Annotated in this window: 16 protein-coding genes; 2 read left to right on the forward strand and 14 right to left on the reverse strand. The window is 69.0% G+C overall.

The features are described from left to right. Position 1: 1 nt before the first annotated feature. Entirely contained in the window at positions 2-703 is a 702-nt protein-coding gene (locus tag AB6A65_RS14160) for a response regulator transcription factor (RefSeq protein WP_371039041.1), read from the reverse strand. Positions 704-1,064: 361 nt separating this feature from the next. Here AB6A65_RS14160 and AB6A65_RS14165 point away from each other — a divergent pair, with 361 nt between their 5' ends. Then, on the forward strand, positions 1,065-2,663 hold the full coding sequence (locus tag AB6A65_RS14165) for a phosphoenolpyruvate carboxykinase (RefSeq protein ID WP_371039042.1): 1,599 nt from the start codon (positions 1,065-1,067) through the stop codon (positions 2,661-2,663). Between the two features lie 351 nt (positions 2,664-3,014). Next, a complete protein-coding gene (locus AB6A65_RS14170; RefSeq protein ID WP_371039043.1) occupies positions 3,015-4,703 on the forward strand; it encodes an acyl-CoA dehydrogenase family protein in 1,689 nt (562 codons plus the stop codon). A gap of 72 nt (positions 4,704-4,775) precedes the next feature. Here AB6A65_RS14170 and AB6A65_RS14175 read toward each other — a convergent pair whose 3' ends face one another. The 13 genes from AB6A65_RS14175 to AB6A65_RS14235 all read right to left on the reverse strand — a co-directional run bounded on the left by AB6A65_RS14175 (position 4,776) and on the right by AB6A65_RS14235 (position 15,582). Next, positions 4,776-5,063: a hypothetical protein gene (locus AB6A65_RS14175; protein ID WP_371039044.1), complete on the reverse strand. Its 288-nt coding sequence runs from the start codon at positions 5,061-5,063 to the stop codon at positions 4,776-4,778. Positions 5,064-5,175: 112 nt separating this feature from the next. Further along, positions 5,176-5,664, reverse strand: coding sequence for an SAM-dependent methyltransferase (locus tag AB6A65_RS14180; RefSeq protein ID WP_371039045.1), 489 nt, complete (start codon positions 5,662-5,664; stop codon positions 5,176-5,178). Beyond that, the gene (gene recO / locus AB6A65_RS14185; protein WP_371039046.1) at positions 5,661-6,395 is read right to left on the reverse strand and encodes a DNA repair protein RecO; all 735 of its coding nucleotides are present in this window, start codon (positions 6,393-6,395) and stop codon (positions 5,661-5,663) included. The genes AB6A65_RS14180 and recO overlap by 4 nt, the downstream gene beginning before the upstream one ends. A 47-nt stretch (positions 6,396-6,442) precedes the next feature. Further along, the gene (locus AB6A65_RS14190; RefSeq protein WP_371039047.1) at positions 6,443-6,775 is read right to left on the reverse strand and encodes a DUF1491 family protein; all 333 of its coding nucleotides are present in this window, start codon (positions 6,773-6,775) and stop codon (positions 6,443-6,445) included. 254 nt (positions 6,776-7,029) lie between these two features. After that, positions 7,030-7,944, reverse strand: coding sequence for a GTPase Era (gene era, locus AB6A65_RS14195; protein ID WP_371039048.1), 915 nt, complete (start codon positions 7,942-7,944; stop codon positions 7,030-7,032). Then, positions 7,941-8,624, reverse strand: coding sequence for a ribonuclease III (rnc, locus tag AB6A65_RS14200; protein ID WP_371039049.1), 684 nt, complete (start codon positions 8,622-8,624; stop codon positions 7,941-7,943). The genes era and rnc overlap by 4 nt, the downstream gene beginning before the upstream one ends. After that, the gene (gene lepB / locus AB6A65_RS14205) at positions 8,621-9,454 is read right to left on the reverse strand and encodes a signal peptidase I (RefSeq protein WP_371039050.1); all 834 of its coding nucleotides are present in this window, start codon (positions 9,452-9,454) and stop codon (positions 8,621-8,623) included. The genes rnc and lepB overlap by 4 nt, the downstream gene beginning before the upstream one ends. A gap of 75 nt (positions 9,455-9,529) precedes the next feature. Continuing rightward, a complete protein-coding gene (locus tag AB6A65_RS14210; RefSeq protein WP_371039051.1) occupies positions 9,530-10,024 on the reverse strand; it encodes a hypothetical protein in 495 nt (164 codons plus the stop codon). 66 nt (positions 10,025-10,090) lie between these two features. Beyond that, the gene (gene acpS, locus AB6A65_RS14215) at positions 10,091-10,492 is read right to left on the reverse strand and encodes a holo-ACP synthase (RefSeq protein ID WP_371039052.1); all 402 of its coding nucleotides are present in this window, start codon (positions 10,490-10,492) and stop codon (positions 10,091-10,093) included. After that, complete coding sequence (locus AB6A65_RS14220; protein ID WP_371039053.1) at positions 10,489-11,991, reverse strand: alpha/beta hydrolase; 1,503 nt, start codon at positions 11,989-11,991, stop codon at positions 10,489-10,491. Before AB6A65_RS14220 ends, acpS begins: the two co-directional genes overlap by 4 nt. Next, complete coding sequence (locus tag AB6A65_RS14225; RefSeq protein ID WP_371039054.1) at positions 11,988-12,743, reverse strand: pyridoxine 5'-phosphate synthase; 756 nt, start codon at positions 12,741-12,743, stop codon at positions 11,988-11,990. The genes AB6A65_RS14220 and AB6A65_RS14225 overlap by 4 nt, the downstream gene beginning before the upstream one ends. A 28-nt stretch (positions 12,744-12,771) precedes the next feature. Next, positions 12,772-13,431, reverse strand: a complete 660-nt coding sequence (locus tag AB6A65_RS14230) for a DUF2062 domain-containing protein (protein WP_371039055.1) — start codon at positions 13,429-13,431, stop codon at positions 12,772-12,774. A 12-nt stretch (positions 13,432-13,443) separates the two neighbouring features. Further along, positions 13,444-15,582 carry a bifunctional (p)ppGpp synthetase/guanosine-3',5'-bis(diphosphate) 3'-pyrophosphohydrolase gene (locus AB6A65_RS14235; protein ID WP_371039128.1) on the reverse strand — a complete coding sequence of 713 codons (2,139 nt, stop codon included), beginning with the start codon at positions 15,580-15,582 and terminating at the stop codon, positions 13,444-13,446. Positions 15,583-15,593: the final 11 nt, after the last annotated feature.

Consider the following 15,593-nt stretch of genomic DNA (forward strand, 5'->3'; position numbering starts at 1 on the left):
GTTATTCTTCGTTGTAGCGGTAGCCGATCCCGTAGAGCGTCTCGATCGCCGAGAACTCGGTATCCACCCCGCGCATCTTCTTGCGAAGCCGCTTGATGTGGCTGTCGATCGTGCGGTCATCCACATAGACCTGATCGTCGTAGGCCACGTCCATGAGCTGGTCGCGGCTCTTGACGAAGCCGGGCCGCTGGGCGAGCGCCTGCAGCAGCAGGAACTCGGTCACGGTGAGCGACACGTCGTTGCCCTTCCACGTCACGGCGTGGCGCAGCGGATCCATCGTGAGGTTGCCGCGCACCATGACCTTGGTCTCTTCGGTGGTGCCCAGCACGTCGCCGGCCACCGCGTCCTGCCGGCGCAGAAGCGCGCGGATCCGCTCGACCAGCAGCCGCTGCGAGAAGGGTTTCTTTACGTAATCGTCCGCGCCCATGCGCAGGCCGAGCACCTCGTCGATCTCGTCGTCCTTCGAGGTCAGGAAGATGACCGGCATAGACGACTTCTGGCGAAGCCGCTGAAGCAGATCCATCCCGTCCATGCGCGGCATCTTGATGTCGAGGACCGCCATATCGGGCATCCGGCGGTTGAACGCCTCCAGCGCCGACTGGCCGTCGTTGTAGGTCTCGACCTCGAAACCCTCCGCCTCCAGCGTCATGGCGACCGACGTGAGAATGTTCCGGTCGTCATCGACCAGTGCGATCTTCGACATGCCAGCTGTCCTTGTGCTGCTCTTGTGCTCTTCGAGTTTTTCCATGACCATGAGCTTCCTCCGCGTTTCGATCAATCCCACACAGCGATTCGGCTCGAGACTACGAGGCGATTGCGCCACAATTTGGTTAGCGGCGGCTGAATTGCGGCATTCCGTGGACAACGCCGCGACATTCGCCGGCGATGATTGCGCTAACCACCCGCGTGGTTGCGCTAACTGAACCGGGTTCCCTGTTCACCTCTTGCGGGCGCGTGCTAAGGACGCGACACCAGCGGTGCCGGGCAGCTCTCCCCGGCCGGGCGCGCGGGCCCGGTCACGGAGATTGCGGCGCCGGTATCGCGGCGAAAAGGAGCGAGCCAAGATGACCATCGGACGGGTGAACCCGAACTTCCGCCTCGAGGACCAGGGCATCGCGAAGGCCGGCACTGTCCACTACAACCTCACCGAGCCGGCGCTGGTCGAAGAGGCGCTCAAGCGCGGCGAGGGTACGCTCGGCCGGGGCGGCGCGCTTTTGGTGACCACGGGCAAGTTCACCGGCCGTTCGCCCCGTGACAAGCACGTGGTCCGCACGCCGGACGTGGCCGACCACATCTGGTGGGACAACAACGCCGAGATGTCGCCCGAGGGCTTCGACGCGCTTCACGCCGACATGCTGGCGCATCTCGAAGGGCGCGACCTCTTCGTGCAGGACCTCGTCGGCGGCGCCGACCCGGCCTACTCCATAGACGTGCGCGTGATCACCGAACTCGCATGGCACGGGCTTTTCATCCGCCACCTGCTGCGCCGGCCCGAGCGCGCGGCGCTCGACCGGTTCACCGCGGACTGCACGGTGATCAACGCTCCCTCCTTCCGCGCCGATCCCGAGCGTCACGGCTGCCGCTCGGACACGGTGATCGCGATGAATTTCGAGAAGAAGATCATCCTGATCGGCGGCACGGAATATGCCGGCGAGAACAAGAAATCCGTCTTCACGCTGCTCAACTACATCCTTCCCGAGAAGGGCATCATGCCGATGCACTGCTCGGCCAATCACGCCCCGGGCAACCCGGTGGACACGGCGGGCTTCTTCGGCCTTTCGGGCACGGGCAAGACCACGCTCTCGGCCGACCCCGAGCGTGTGCTCATCGGCGACGACGAGCATGGCTGGTCCGACCGCGGCACCTTCAACTTCGAGGGCGGGTGCTACGCCAAGACCATCAACCTGTCGCCCGAGGCCGAGCCCGAGATCTACGCCACCACGCGCAAGTTCGGCACCGTGATCGAGAACATGGTGTTCGATCCCGAAACGCTCGAACTCGATTTCGACGACGACAGCCTGACCGCGAACATGCGCTGCGCCTACCCGCTGGACTACATTTCCAACGCCTCGGACACGGCGCTTGGCGGGCATCCCAAGAACGTCATCATGCTCACCTGCGACGCCTTCGGCGTGCTCCCGCCCATCGCGCGGCTCTCGCCCGCGCAGGCGATGTATCACTTCCTGTCGGGCTTCACCTCCAAGGTCGCGGGCACCGAGCGCGGCGTGACCGAGCCGGAACCCACCTTCTCCACCTGTTTCGGCGCGCCCTTCATGCCGCGCCGCCCCGAGGTCTACGGCAACCTCCTGCGCGAGAAGATCGCCAAGCACGGCGCGACCTGCTGGCTCGTCAACACCGGCTGGACGGGCGGCGCCTATGGCACCGGATCACGCATGCCGATCAAGGCGACCCGCGCGCTGCTTTCGGCGGCGCTCGACGGGTCGCTGTCGGAGGCGGAGTTCCGCAAGGATCCGAATTTCGGCTTCGACGTGCCGGTCGATGTTCCCGGCGTGGCCGAAGTGCTGCTCGACCCGCGGCGCACCTGGGACGATCCGGACGCCTACGATGTGCAGGCCCGCAAGCTCGTGCAGATGTTCGCGGACAATTTCGAGAAGTATGTTCCCTACATCGACGAGGACGTGAAGGCGGCGGCCCTCGGCTGAACCGCGCGACGCCCTGCCCCCGGGCAAGGCGCCTTCGTCGTGTGCTGCCGTCCCCCCGCCACGCGGGCAGGGCGCCATGCCTTCGGGGCGCGGCATCGGTCCGGCGCTTTCCATGCCCGTCCTGTGCCGCTGGCACCGGCCGTATGGCTTTCGTGGGCAGATGGATTAGCTCGAACCCCATCAACGCACGGCGCGGGGTCTGGCGCGTGCCGCCGGGACGGCCCCGTGACACTGCGCCGCAGCGAAACGGGGGCGCAACAATCGGTCGAAAGGCCGCAGGTACGGGCATTTTTATTGCGCTGCGCCTGCAAAACCACTAGGACACCGCAACGCAGGACAAGGATGTGAATCATGGCCCATGACGGACAGGACCTGACCGCCGCACCGCAAGTTATCCTCCCCGGTCTCCTCGGACTGACGGCCGCGGCCGTGGCCCCGGCCGAGACGATCCTGAAAACGGCCACCGAGCGGCTGCGCGCCGAGGTGACGGAAGACGGCCGCGTGTCGGGCACGCTGGTGGAGCTGCACCAGACTGCCGCGCACGGCCTCGCATGGCTGGCGACTTACGTCGAATCGCTGCGCCAGATGCAGGCCTGGGCCGAGAAGCTGGACGCCGAAGGCCGCTTCGGCGAGACCGAGCAGCTGATCCTGCAGATCGCCTTCGGCGAATACCTCTGGCAGATCCAGGGCGGCATCCCCATGAGCCAGGGCGAGATCCTGCGGCTTCAGGACATCGGCCTCTCGCAGGAGGACATGCGCGCGCTGATGGCGCCCGAGGTCCTGACTCTCACCCGGGAGGGCAACACCCAGGCCGCGCGCACGCGCCTCGTGGAGCTCATGCAGGAGCGCGCCGCAGAGGCGACTGTGGGCGCCACGGGTCTCGACGAAGAGCTCGAGATGATCCGCGAGCAGTTCCGCCGCTACGCCGTGGACAAGATCGAGCCCCACGCGCATGACTGGCACCTCAAGGATGAGCTCATCCCGATGGAGACGATCCGCGAGCTTGCCGAGATGGGCGTGTTCGGCCTCACCATCCCGGAGGAATATGGCGGGCTGGGCATGTCGAAGGCCTCCATGTGCGTCGTCTCCGAGGAGCTCTCGCGCGGCTATATCGGGGTGGGCTCCCTCGGCACCCGGTCGGAAATCGCGGCCGAACTCATCATCTGCGGCGGCACCGCCGAGCAGAAGGAAAGATGGCTTCCGGGGCTCGCCTCGGGCGAGGTTTTACCGACGGCCGTCTTCACCGAACCCAACACGGGCTCGGACCTCGGCGCGCTGCGCACCCGGGCGGTGAAGGATGAAAACGGCGACTACCTGGTCACGGGCAACAAGACTTGGATCACCCACGCCACGCGCACCCATGTCATGACGCTGCTCGCGCGCACCGATCCCGAGAGCACAGACCACCGCGGCCTGTCCATGTTCCTGGCCGAGAAGACGCCCGGCACCGACGAGGATCCGTTCCCGACCGACGGCATGACCGGCGGCGAGATCGAGGTTCTGGGCTACCGCGGCATGAAGGAGTATGAACTCGGCTTCGACGGCTTCCGCGTGAAGGGAGAGAACCTGCTCGGCGGCGAGGAGGGCAAGGGCTTCAAGCAGCTCATGCAGACCTTCGAGAGCGCGCGCATCCAGACCGCAGCGCGCGCCGTTGGCGTGGCGCAGTCCGCGCTCGACGTGGCGATGCGCTACGCGCAGGATCGCAAGCAGTTCGGCAAGCCGCTCATCGCATTCCCGCGCATTTCCGGAAAGCTCGCCATGATGGCAGTGGAGATCATGGTGGCGCGCCAGCTCACCTATTTCTCGGCCTTCGAGAAGGACGAGGAGCGGCGCTGCGACCTCGAGGCCGGCATGGCCAAGCTTCTGGGCGCGCGCGTTGCATGGGCCGCGGCCGACAACGGGCTCCAGATCCACGGCGGGAACGGCTTCGCGCTGGAATACGGGATCAGCCGCATCCTGTGCGACGCGCGCATCCTCAACATCTTCGAGGGCGCCGCGGAGATCCAGGCGCAGGTCATCGCGCGGCGGCTGCTCGGCTGAGCCCCCGCACCGCCTTTGCAAGGGTCATCGCAAGGGCCGCCGCCCCGTCCGGGCCGGCGGCCCTTGCATGTTTCACGACCCCGACCTGCCGTCGGCGCGCTCCACGGCCGAAGAGATATCCTTCCACGCGCTCTCGAACCCAGCCTTCAGCTCGTCCCACGCGCCATCCCCGGCCGCCCGCATCCGGTCGAGCGTGGCGCGCGCCTCGTCGGCGCGTTCCTGCAAGGCGGCGACCCGGCGCTCGTAGTCTTCGCGGGCCTCCGCCTGGTCCTTCTCGGCCTTCTCCTTCAGCTCGTCGATCCGGCCATCTAGCCAGTCGAGCTGATCCTCGGCCCGCGTGATATAGGTGTTTCGATCCATCTCCGGCCTCCCTCCAGCCGCGCGCCCGCCAAGGGTATGGCGGAACGCATCGGCCGCAGTGAACCACGCCGCCGCGCGCGGCGCCACGGCGAACCGGCGCCGGCGCGCAGGGTCATTGCGGTCCGGCGCCCTCGGGCCGGTCGATACCGGGCAGCCACGGCTTGATGTCGAGCACGGGTGTCCCGTCGAAGGCGTCGGTCGCGTCGATCTTCAGCACGCCCGTGTCCATGTCCAGCGACACGATCCGCACCAGCTGCATCGTCACCGGATTCGGCCGCACCGGCGAGCGAAGCGCGAAGGTGCCGCGCGGCCCGTCGGCATGGGCCGGCGCCTGCACGATGAGGTCGCGCCGCTTCGCCCCGAACCATGCCAGAAGCCAGATCCATTGATCCTCGGCGAGCCCGCGCAGCCCCGCGCGGTACGGTGCGTCAAGTTCGATCCTTGCGTTGCCGCCGCCTCTTTCCCGCGCCTGACGCATGTTGCGCGGACAGTCGCCCGCGCGCCAGTCGGACCGGATGCGCCCGATGAAGCAGAGCCCTGCCTCGGGTTCCGCGCCCGGCTCGAAGCCGAGCGCCACCTCGCCGGGGCGCGCGCCGCTCATGCCCGCGCGCTTTCGCGGGCCAGCAGGTCGACGTAGCGCTGACGCGCCTGCGGCAGCGGCCGGTCTCCGAGCTGCGGCGCGAGATGGTGATGCAGGAAATGCCCCGTGGTGCCGAGCGCCTGCGCGATCTCGTCCTCCTCCGCCTCGCCCGCGCCGACGAGGCAGGGCGGCAGCGGCAGAAGGCGATCCGCCCAGTCTCCGGCCGCCGCGCGCGTCACCGCGCGACCCGTGCGCGGGGAGACGTAGGCGAGCCCCTCGGTCGCGCCCGTCACGGCGCAGGCCGACAGGTCGAGGCCGAATCCCATCTCCTCGAGCAGCGCAAGCTCCCAGCGCAGGTAGGCGAGCGGCCAGAGCTCCGCCTCGGGCAGAAGGGCCATCAACGCGACGCTGCGGCGATAGAGAGCGGGGTGCGGGGCGCGCTCGGGCAGGCAGAAGGCCAGCAGCGCCGTGACCGCGGAAAGACCGGCGAGCGCCCGCCTGTCGCCAAGCGCGGTCGCCGCGCGGGAGCGCACGGGCTCCACCGTGAAGCTGCCGATATGCTCTTCCAGCCGGGCGCGCCACGCGAGGTCGAGCTGTGCGCCGCGCTGCAGGATCGGCGCGACGCGGCGCGAGGTGCCGCCGCGCACGACGCCGGCGTGGCGGCCATGCGCCTCGGTGAAGACCTCGATGATCGCCGCGCTTTCGCCGTGCGGACGCACCGCCAGCAGAAGCCCTTCGTCACGCCATTCCATGCCGCAATCCTGCCCCGCGGGGGCGGCGCTGTCCATCCCGCAGCGCGTCAGCCGTCGAGCCCCGGCTCGTCCAGCAGGTGCCGGCCCGCGCGATCCTCGACCTCTATCACCCAGAGATCGGGATCGACGGCACGCTGGCGCGCGACGGCGGCGTCCACCTCCGGCTCCGGCCCCTCGGCCAGAACCTCCCAGCGCCGCGTTCCCGCCATCGGGTCGGAGAAGCGCGAGAAGATCCGCGCACGCCCGTCGAGCGTGGCGAGCTTCACCAGAACCGCGCCCGCCTGGGGGTCACCGCGCGCCGTGACATAGGCCGGCACCCCGGCGAGCGTCAGCCGCCGCAGGTAGGCCTCCACCCAGAAGCGCGCGGTCAGCCGTTCCACGCGCATCGCCCCGCAACCTTGGCGCACCCTTGCCGCCGCGCGCCGCGCGCATAACTTTCGAGACGAAAGGGAAAGCTTTTCATGTCCAGTTCCGTGCCCTTCGTCGTCAAGGCGATCCTGATCGTTGGTGCCGCCGTCAACCTCGCCGCCGTCGTTCTGGGCCTCGGCGGGCCATAGCCCGTCCTCCAGCTCGCAGCCAATCTCGCCATGCTGGGCGCCGCCGGCTGGCTCGTCTGGCGCGGGATCGGCCGCTCCTAGCCGCCGTCGCGGAAATCGAGACCCATCTGGTCGTAGCGCTCGGCCTCTTCCTGCCAGTTCTCGCGGACGCGCACCTGCACGAAGAGATGCACTTTGCGGCCGAGGAATTCCTCGAGCTCTTCCCGCGCGGCCTTCGAGATCGCCTTGATCGTTTCGCCCTTGTGGCCGAGCACGATGCCCTTGTGCCCGTCGCGCGCGACGTAGATCACCTGCTCGATCCGCGCGGAGCCGTCCTTGCGCTCGTCCCAGCTCTCCGTCTCGACGGTCAGCTGGTAGGGCAGTTCCTGATGCAGCCGCAGCGTCGCCTTCTCGCGCGTCGTCTCGGCCGCGATGATGCGCAACGGCAGGTCCGCGATCTGGTCTTCCGGGTAGAGCCACGGCCCCTCGGGCAGTTCCTCGGCGAGCCAGCGGCGCAGATCCTCCACGCCATGGCCCTTCTCGGCCGAGATCATGAAGGTGCGCGCGAAGTCGAACCGGTCGTTGAGATCGCGGGCGAGCGCGAGAAGCCGCTCCGACGCCACCCGGTCGATCTTGTTGATGGCGAGCGCCACGGGCCGCCCGCCGGCGATCTCGCGCAGGCGCTCGAGGATCTCCTCGACCCCCGGGGTGACGCCGCGATGCGCCTCGACGAGCAGCACGACGATGTCGGCGTCCGCCGCCCCGCCCCACGCGGCCGCGACCATTGCCCGGTCGAGCCGGCGCCGCGGCTGGAAGAGGCCTGGCGTGTCCACGAAAACGATCTGCGCGGGCCCCTCGATCGCCACGCCGCGGACGCGCGCCCGCGTCGTCTGCACCTTGTGGGTCACGATCGAGACCTTCGCGCCCACCATCCGGTTGGTGAGCGTGGACTTGCCCGCATTGGGCTCTCCGATCAGGGCGACGAAGCCCGCACGGGTGGGGTTTTCGGTCATTCGCCTGTCACCTCCGCCAGCAGACGGCGCGCGGCCTCCTGCTCGGCCTGTCGCTTGCTGCCGGCTTGCGCCGCCTGTGCGCGGCCATCGGCCAGCCGCGCCTCTATGGTGAATACCGGCGCGTGGTCCGGTCCGGTGCGCCCTGTCTCGACATAGCTCGGCGGAGGCAGCGCCCGCGCCTGCGCCCATTCCTGAAGCGCGGTCTTGGCGTCGCGGGCATCCGCCTCGACCCCGCCCACGCGCGGGCCCCAGAGGCGCAGCACGAGCGCGCGCGCAGCGGCGTAGCCCGCGTCGAGATAGACCGCGGCGATCACCGCCTCCATCGCGTCGCCCAAGAGCGCCTGCTTGCGCCGCCCGCCCGAGATCATCTCGGACCGGCCCAGCCTCAGGACGTCGCCAAGGCCCACCTCGCGCGCCACGTCGGCGCAGGTTTCCTTGCGGACGAGCGCGTTGTAGCGCGGGGCGAGCTGCCCTTCGGCAGCCTCGTGATCGGCTTCGAGCAACGCCTCGGCCATCACGAGGCCCAGCACCCGGTCGCCGAGGAATTCCAGCCGCTGGTTGTCGGGGCGCGTCGGACCCGACCGCGAGGCATGGGTCAGCGCCTCGGCCAGAAGCGCGGGCCGCGCGAAGGCGTGTCCGATGCGCGCCTCGAAGGCCCGGATGTCCGCCGAAAGTTTCAATCGATCCCCTTGAAGAACCGGTCGCCGCGCCACGTCCAGAAGAACAGCATCGACCGCCCCGCCGACGAGAACATGATCCGGTCGGCGCGGCCGATCAGGTTGGCGTGGGGCACGAAGCCCACGCCGCCCACCTGCCCCGGCACGCGGCTGTCGGAGGAGTTGTCGCGATTGTCGCCCATCATGAAGTAGTGCCCTTCCGGGACCGTGTAGACGGGCGTGTTGTCCGCGGCCTGCCGGCCGATGTTGAGCACCGTGTGCGTCTCGCCGTTGGGCAGCGTCTCGACGAAGCGCTCCTTCTCGCACACCGCGCCGTCGCCCACCGGCGCGTTGGCGCAGCGCGGGCGGATGCCCTGCGGGCCCTGGGGCTCCATGATCTCGGTGAAGGTGCCCGCGGGCTCGAGCTCTACCGGGTCGCCGTTGATGTGCAGCACCCCGTCCACCATCCGGATGCGGTCTCCGGGCAGGCCGACCACGCGCTTGATGAAATCGCGCCCGTTGCCGGGGTGGCGGAACACCGCCACGTCGCCGCGCACCGGCTCGCTTCCGAGGAAGCGGCCCTCGCCGCCCTGAAGCCATCCGCAGAAATCCTCGGCGTCGATGTCGAGCCCGATGGCCCCGAACCGGATCGACGGGCAGGAGGCATAGGAATAGCCGTAGGACATCTTGTTGACGAAGAGGAAATCGCCCACGAGGAGCGTTTCCTTCATCGAGGGCGAGGGTATCCAGAAGGGCTGAAAGAAGACCGTGCGGAACACGCCGGCGATCAGGAGGGCGTAGACGATCGTCTTGACGGTCTCGACGACCGCGCTGCCTTTTTTCGCCTCCGCCATGGGATGCCTCCGGCTGTGTGTTGCCGGCGCTTCATGGGCGCGGGCGCAGGGGGTGTCAAGGCAGGCGCCCTGCGCTCAGCCGTCCTGCGGCGCGCGGCCGCGCAGCGCGGAGAGGGCGGCCGTCGCCTCTGCCGCCGCGGCGGCGACCGCGCGGTCGACGGCGCGGTCGAGCGCCGCGCCCGGATCCGCGGCCAGATCCGCCGCCACGGCGCCGAGGCCGAGCGCGGCCGCCTGCATTTCGGCCAGGCTGGCCTCGGCCTTCTCCAGGCGCGCCTCGAGTCGCCGCGCGTCGTCGCCCGTCAGGCCGGCCGCCTCCGCCCTCAGGCTCGCGATATCGGACCGGAGCGCGGCAACCTCCGCGGCCAGCGCCTCCGCGCCCCGGCCGAGCGGAGAAAGCTCGGACGCGGCCTCCGACAGCGCGGCGGCGAAGCCATTCTGAACATCCTCGAGCGTCGTCGCGAGGCGCATCCCGAAAAACAGGCAGACCGCGATCAGGATCAGCGTCGCATTGAGCAGCGCGAGTCCGAGGTCGCGGAACGTGCGCCGCACCCGGCGGACGGTGTCGGACATGGGAGAAGCTCCTTTCCTGGGGGCGACGCCATCAACAGGCCAGAGATCCGCACCCGGTGTCCAGCTTCAGGGCTCCGGAAGCGCCTCGATCACCACGAAGGCCTGCGCCCAGGGATGATCGTCGGTCAGCGTGACATGGATGACCGCGACATGGCCCTGCGGCGTCATCTCCGCGAGGCGCTCCGCCGCCCAGCCGGTGACGTGCATGATCGGCTGGCCGGTGCGGAGGTTGCTCACATGCATGTCCTTCCAGGCGATGCCCATGCGCAGTCCGGTGCCCAGCGCCTTGGAGCACGCCTCCTTCGCCGCCCAGCGCTTCGCGTAGGTACCAACCGTGTCGCGCCGTCTCTCGGACTTGCGCTGCTCCTCCTCGGTGAAGACGCGGTTGCGGAACCGGTCGCCGAACCGCTCGAGCGTGCGCGCGATGCGCTCGATGTTGGCAAGATCGGTGCCGACGCCGAGGATCATCCGCCAGCCCCCCCTTCCGCGAAGAGCGGAAAGCTCACGCCGAGCGCCCAGGCGAGGATGAGGCCCAGGGCGAGCCCGGCCGCCGCGGCGCCACCGGTGCGCGCCGCCCAGCGTCCCATCAGCCCGTAGACGACGTAGAAGAGCACGATCACCGGCGCGATGAGCGCGAGGAAGAAAAGCCGCTCGAAATCGAGCGCCACGGCGAGGCCCAGCGACAGGAAGAAGGCGAGCCGCGCCGCGATCCGCTGCCAGAGCGGCGCGCGCCCGCCCATCGTCACGAGGCCGTCGGCCAGCATGAAGGGCACCGCGCCCGCCGCGAGGGCGAGGATGATCCACCCGCGCTCTGCCGTCGGCCAGAAATTCGCGCCGTAGCGGTCGAGCACGAAGCCGAACACGCCGAGCCCCCAGACAAGCAGCGCCAGCGTGGCGACCGGCGAGACCCGGCCAAGCGGCACGCCGAACCAGCGCAGAAGCGCGAGCTGCACGCCCCCGAAGACCAGGAGATGCACGGCGAGGTAGTCGGCCACCAGCACCGGCAGCGCGTTCAGGTCTATCGGCACGGAGATGAGCGGCGCGAGCAGCGCCGGGGCCGTCACCGCGATCGCGAAGCGGCGCGCCGGAAGTGGGGCGCGCGGAACGCGCCTGTCGGGCAGCAGATGGGAAAGCGGCCAGGCCAGCGTCACCACCGATGCCAGAAGCGCCAGCAGCCACGGCCCCGTGCGGGGCACGGCGACGGCGCTCTCGCGCCCGTAGGCGGCATCGAGCCACGCCAGCGCCTCCTCCCGTCCCGCCTTGCTGTAGAGCACGGCGACATGTTCGGCGAGCGGCGCCACGGCCGCGCGGCGGACGACGTCGCCGGCGCGCGCCGTCTCGCCCTCGCGGGCCGCGGGATCGACCATGCGCAGCGCGTCGCGCGCGAAGTCGCGCAGGCCGGGCTCCCACTGGCCGGAAATCATCAGGAGCCGCTCGGGCGCCTCTGCGGTCACCGCCTGGCTGAACGCCGATATGGCGACGACCGGCCCGAGGCGGGGTTCGCGAAGCGCGGCGCGGATGATGATGTCGGTCGCCATGGAATGGCCCAGAAGCGCCACGTCCCCGTCCCAGCCTTCGCGCGCGCGGCCTTCGCCCACGACGCGCAGCGTCTGATCGATCAGCCGCTGCGTGGTGCCGTCGATGCTGTCCACGTCGCCCGACATCGGCACCGGGTTGCGCCCGTGCCCCTCGAAGTCGAAGGCCCAGACGCGATAGCCCGCCCGCGCCAGGGGCAGCGCGTAGGCCTGCATCATCTGCCGCGAGCCCGCGAAACCATGGGCGATGACGACGAGGGGACCCTCCGCGCCCGCAGCGGCATAGCGCGTCACGGGTGTCTCGCCCACATGGAAGCGGTCGATCCCGATGCCGAAGCGGGCGGCCTCGAGTTGCCACAGCGCCACGAGGCCCACCAGCCCCGCGACGAGCGCCGCCGCCCAGCGGCGCAGAAGGATGGGCGCGGGCGTCATGACGCGTCGGTGCGGGCGTGATCCATGATCCGGCGCATCTCCTCGATCGCGCCCCGGAGTCCGCGGAAGATCGCCTCGCCGATGAGAAAATGCCCGATGTTGAGCTCCCGGACCTCGAGAAGCGCGGCGACGGGACCCACCGTGTCGTAGGTGAGCCCGTGGCCGGCATGCACCTCGAGCCCCAGGCCATGCGCGAAGGCGGCCATCTCGGCCAGCCGGGCAAGCTCGGCGTCGCGGTCGGCGAAGCGCCCCTCGGCATGGGCGTCGCAATAGGCGCCGGTGTGCAGCTCGATCACCTGCGCCCCGATCCGGTGCGCGGCCTCGACCTGCGCGCGCTCGGCGGCGATGAAGATCGACACCCGACAGCCCGCCTCGCGCAGGGGGGCGATGAAATGGGCCAGCCGGTTTTCCTCCCGCGCGACCTCGAGCCCGCCCTCGGTCGTCCTTTCCTCGCGCTTCTCGGGCACGATGCAGACGGCGTGCGGCCCGTGGCGCAGCGCGATCGCCTGCATCTCGTCGGTGGCGGCCATCTCGAAGTTGAGCGGCACGCTCAGCGCGTCCATCAGCCCCTCGATATCGGCATCGGTGATATGGCGGCGATCTTCGCGCAGATGCGCGGTGATGCCGTCGGCGCCGGCCTCCTCGGCCAGCCTCGCCGCGCGCAGCGGGTCGGGAAAGGCGCCGCCGCGGGCGTTCCGCACCGTCGCCACATGGTCGATGTTCACGCCGAGCCTGAGATCGGGTTGGGCCATGCGGTCCTCCTTTTGGTCGCGCGTCCGCCTACTTCGTGCCGGAGCGTTCGTCAGCCCCGGCAGAAGAAGCGCGATGCAGCTTCTTTTCCAGCCGCTCCATGACCTTGGCGGCACGGCGTTTCTGATAGGCGCGGATCACGGGCACGGACAGGAAATACATGGCCGTGGCGGCGATGATCCCGGGAATGATCCCGCCGATCGTGTAGGGCAGGAACACGTCGTCGTAGAAGACCGCCAACCCGCGCCAGTCCTGCGGCGCACCGGTGAGCCAGGCCCAGAGATTGTCGCGCAGATCGCCCCCCGCCCCCATGAACTTGTCGAGCAGCGACCGGCCGTCCTTCTCGTCGAAGGTGGTCCCCATGATGAGGTGACCGGTCTTCAGGGAGATGACCCCGATCGGGACATAGGTGAGCGGATTGCCGAAGAACGTTCCGAACAGCGAGGCGATGACGTTGCCGCGCATCATCCAGGCCATCGCCATGGCGATGAAGAAATGCAGCCCGTAAAACGGCGTGAAGGTCACGAAGACGCCCGCCCAGATGCCCCGCCCGATACTTTCCGGCGTGCCCGGCAGGCGTCGCATCCGATACTTTACGTAACGGAAAGCACGCCCCCAGCCCCCCTTGGGCCAAAGCGCGGTGGCCATGACCGTCCACCAGTTGCGTCTGTCGCGGCGCTTGAAGACCACGGGGGCGTTCCTTCAGCTCGCGCGCGGCTCCTGCGAGGAACGGGAGAGATCGCGAAACCGCTCGACCGCGGCCACGTCGCTCTCGGCTTCCAGCGCCGAGGCGATCGAATGCAGATGCTCGGCGTCGCGCAGGTCCACGTCGATCAGCAGGCGATAGAAATCGGGTTTCCTGTCGACGAATTCGAGGTCTGAGATATTGGCCTTCTGCTCTCCGATCAATGTGCAAATACGTCCCAGAACGCCGGCGTCGTTGCCGATGGTGACGTCGAGCGTCACCGTGTAGACGGGCGGGTGGCTTCCGGCCTGCCAGTGCAAGTCCATCCAGCGCGCGGGCTGGTCCTCGAACTGGGCGAGAACCCCGCAATCGATGGCGTGGACCACCACCCCCCGCCCGCGCCAGGTGATGCCCACGATCCGCTCGCCCGGCAACGGCTGGCAGCACGGCGCGCGCTCGAAATTCTGGCCGGGATCGAGGCCGATCACGGCCCGGGAGGTGTCGATCTGGGCGACGTCCTTCGGCGCGAGATCGGGGTAGACCGCCCGCACCACCTCCTGCGCGGTCAGCTCGGCCGAGCCCATGCGTGCCAGGATCTCGTGACGGTCGGGCAGGCGCAGCCGCTTGGCGGCGGTGTCGAGCGCCTTGTCCGTGGCCTTCTTGCCCACGTTCTCGAAGGCTGCGCGCACCAGTTCGCGGCCGAGGCGCACGAAGCGTTCGCGGTCCTGCTCGCGCAGGGCGCGCCGGATCGCCGACTTGGCCTTGCCGGTAATCGCGATCTCCAGCCAGGACGGCTGCGGCGTCTGGCCTTCGGCAGTGATGACCTCCACCGACTGACCGTTCTTGATGCGCGTCCAGAGCGGCACGCGCAGCCCGTCGATCTTGGCGCCGACGCAGGAACTGCCGATCCGCGTATGGATCGCGAAGGCGAAGTCGATGGGCGTCGCGCCCCGCGGCAGCTTCACCACGTCGCCCTTGGGCGTGAAGCAGAACACCTGGTCCGAGTACATCTCGAGCTTCACCGCCTCGAGGAACTCGTGATGGTCTTCCTCGGCGTCGAACTGCTCGGTCAGTTGCGAGATCCACTTGGCCGGATCGACCGCGAACGGGTTCTCGGCGCGCACCCCGTCCTTGTAGGACCAGTGCGCGGCCACGCCCGTCTCGGCGACGTCGTGCATGGTCTGCGTGCGGATCTGCACCTCGACGCGCTTGCCGTCGCGCCCGGACACCGTGGTGTGGATGGAGCGGTAGCCGTTCGACTTGGGCTGGCTGATATAGTCCTTGAACCGGCCCGGCACGGCGCGCCAGCGCTGGTGGATCGCGCCTAGCGCGCGGTAGCAGTCCATCTCGGATCGCGTGATGACCCGGAAACCGTAGATGTCGGAAAGCCGGGAGAAGGCGAGCTCCTTCTCCTGCATCTTGCGCCAGATCGCGTAGGGCTTCTTGGCACGGCCGAACACCTCGGCCTCGATGCCGGCGGCCTTCAGCTCGTGGCGCATGTCGCCCGTGATCCGCTCGATCACGTCGCCCGCTTCCTTCTGAAGCGTGATGAAACGGCGCATGATCGAGGCGCGCCCCTCGGGGTTGAGCACCCGGAAAGCGAGATCCTCGAGCTCCTCGCGCATCCACTGCATGCCCATGCGCCCGGCGAGGGGCGCGTAGATGTCCATCGTCTCGCGCGCCTTCTGCGCCTGCTTGTCGGGGCGCATGGCCTTGATGGTGCGCATGTTGTGCAGGCGATCGGCCAGCTTCACGAGGATCACCCGGAGATCCTTGGACATCGCCATGAAGAGCTTGCGGAAATTTTCCGCCTGCCGCGTCTCGGAGGAGCTGAGTTGCAGGTTGGTAAGCTTCGTCACCCCGTCCACGAGCATCGCCACCTCGTCGCCGAACCGCGTCGCGACCTCGGAGTAGGTGGATTTCGTGTCCTCGATCGTGTCGTGGAGAAGCGCGGTGACGATGGTGGCGTCGTCGAGCCGCTGCTCGGCGAGGATATGGGCCACCGCCACGGGATGGCTCCAGTAAGGCTCTCCGGAATGGCGGAACTGGCCTTCGTGCATGGCACGACCATACTCGAACGCCTGGCCGATCAGGCCCGCGTTGCTGCGGGGGTTGTAGCTCTTGATGCGCGCGGCGAGGTCTTCCGCCCCGCCGATACGCGTTTCGG

The sequence above is a fragment of the Rhodosalinus sp. FB01 genome (genome assembly GCF_041365715.1).
Classification (GTDB): domain Bacteria; phylum Pseudomonadota; class Alphaproteobacteria; order Rhodobacterales; family Rhodobacteraceae; genus Rhodosalinus.

Excerpts from the sequence above, each read along its gene's own strand:
- AB6A65_RS14160 (WP_371039041.1), bottom strand. The coding sequence starts at position 703 with ATGTCGAAGATCGCACTGGTCGATGACGACCGGAACATTCTCACGTCG.
- AB6A65_RS14165 (WP_371039042.1), top strand. The coding sequence starts at position 1,065 with ATGACCATCGGACGGGTGAACCCGAACTTCCGCCTCGAGGACCAGGGC.
- AB6A65_RS14170 (WP_371039043.1), top strand. The coding sequence starts at position 3,015 with ATGGCCCATGACGGACAGGACCTGACCGCCGCACCGCAAGTTATCCTC.
- AB6A65_RS14175 (WP_371039044.1), bottom strand. The coding sequence starts at position 5,063 with ATGGATCGAAACACCTATATCACGCGGGCCGAGGATCAGCTCGACTGG.
- AB6A65_RS14180 (WP_371039045.1), bottom strand. The coding sequence starts at position 5,664 with ATGAGCGGCGCGCGCCCCGGCGAGGTGGCGCTCGGCTTCGAGCCGGGC.
- recO (WP_371039046.1), bottom strand. The coding sequence starts at position 6,395 with ATGGAATGGCGTGACGAAGGGCTTCTGCTGGCGGTGCGTCCGCACGGC.
- era (WP_371039048.1), bottom strand. The coding sequence starts at position 7,944 with ATGACCGAAAACCCCACCCGTGCGGGCTTCGTCGCCCTGATCGGAGAG.
- lepB (WP_371039050.1), bottom strand. The coding sequence starts at position 9,454 with ATGGCGGAGGCGAAAAAAGGCAGCGCGGTCGTCGAGACCGTCAAGACG.
- AB6A65_RS14210 (WP_371039051.1), bottom strand. The coding sequence starts at position 10,024 with ATGTCCGACACCGTCCGCCGGGTGCGGCGCACGTTCCGCGACCTCGGA.
- acpS (WP_371039052.1), bottom strand. The coding sequence starts at position 10,492 with ATGATCCTCGGCGTCGGCACCGATCTTGCCAACATCGAGCGCATCGCG.
- AB6A65_RS14220 (WP_371039053.1), bottom strand. The coding sequence starts at position 11,991 with ATGACGCCCGCGCCCATCCTTCTGCGCCGCTGGGCGGCGGCGCTCGTC.
- AB6A65_RS14225 (WP_371039054.1), bottom strand. The coding sequence starts at position 12,743 with ATGGCCCAACCCGATCTCAGGCTCGGCGTGAACATCGACCATGTGGCG.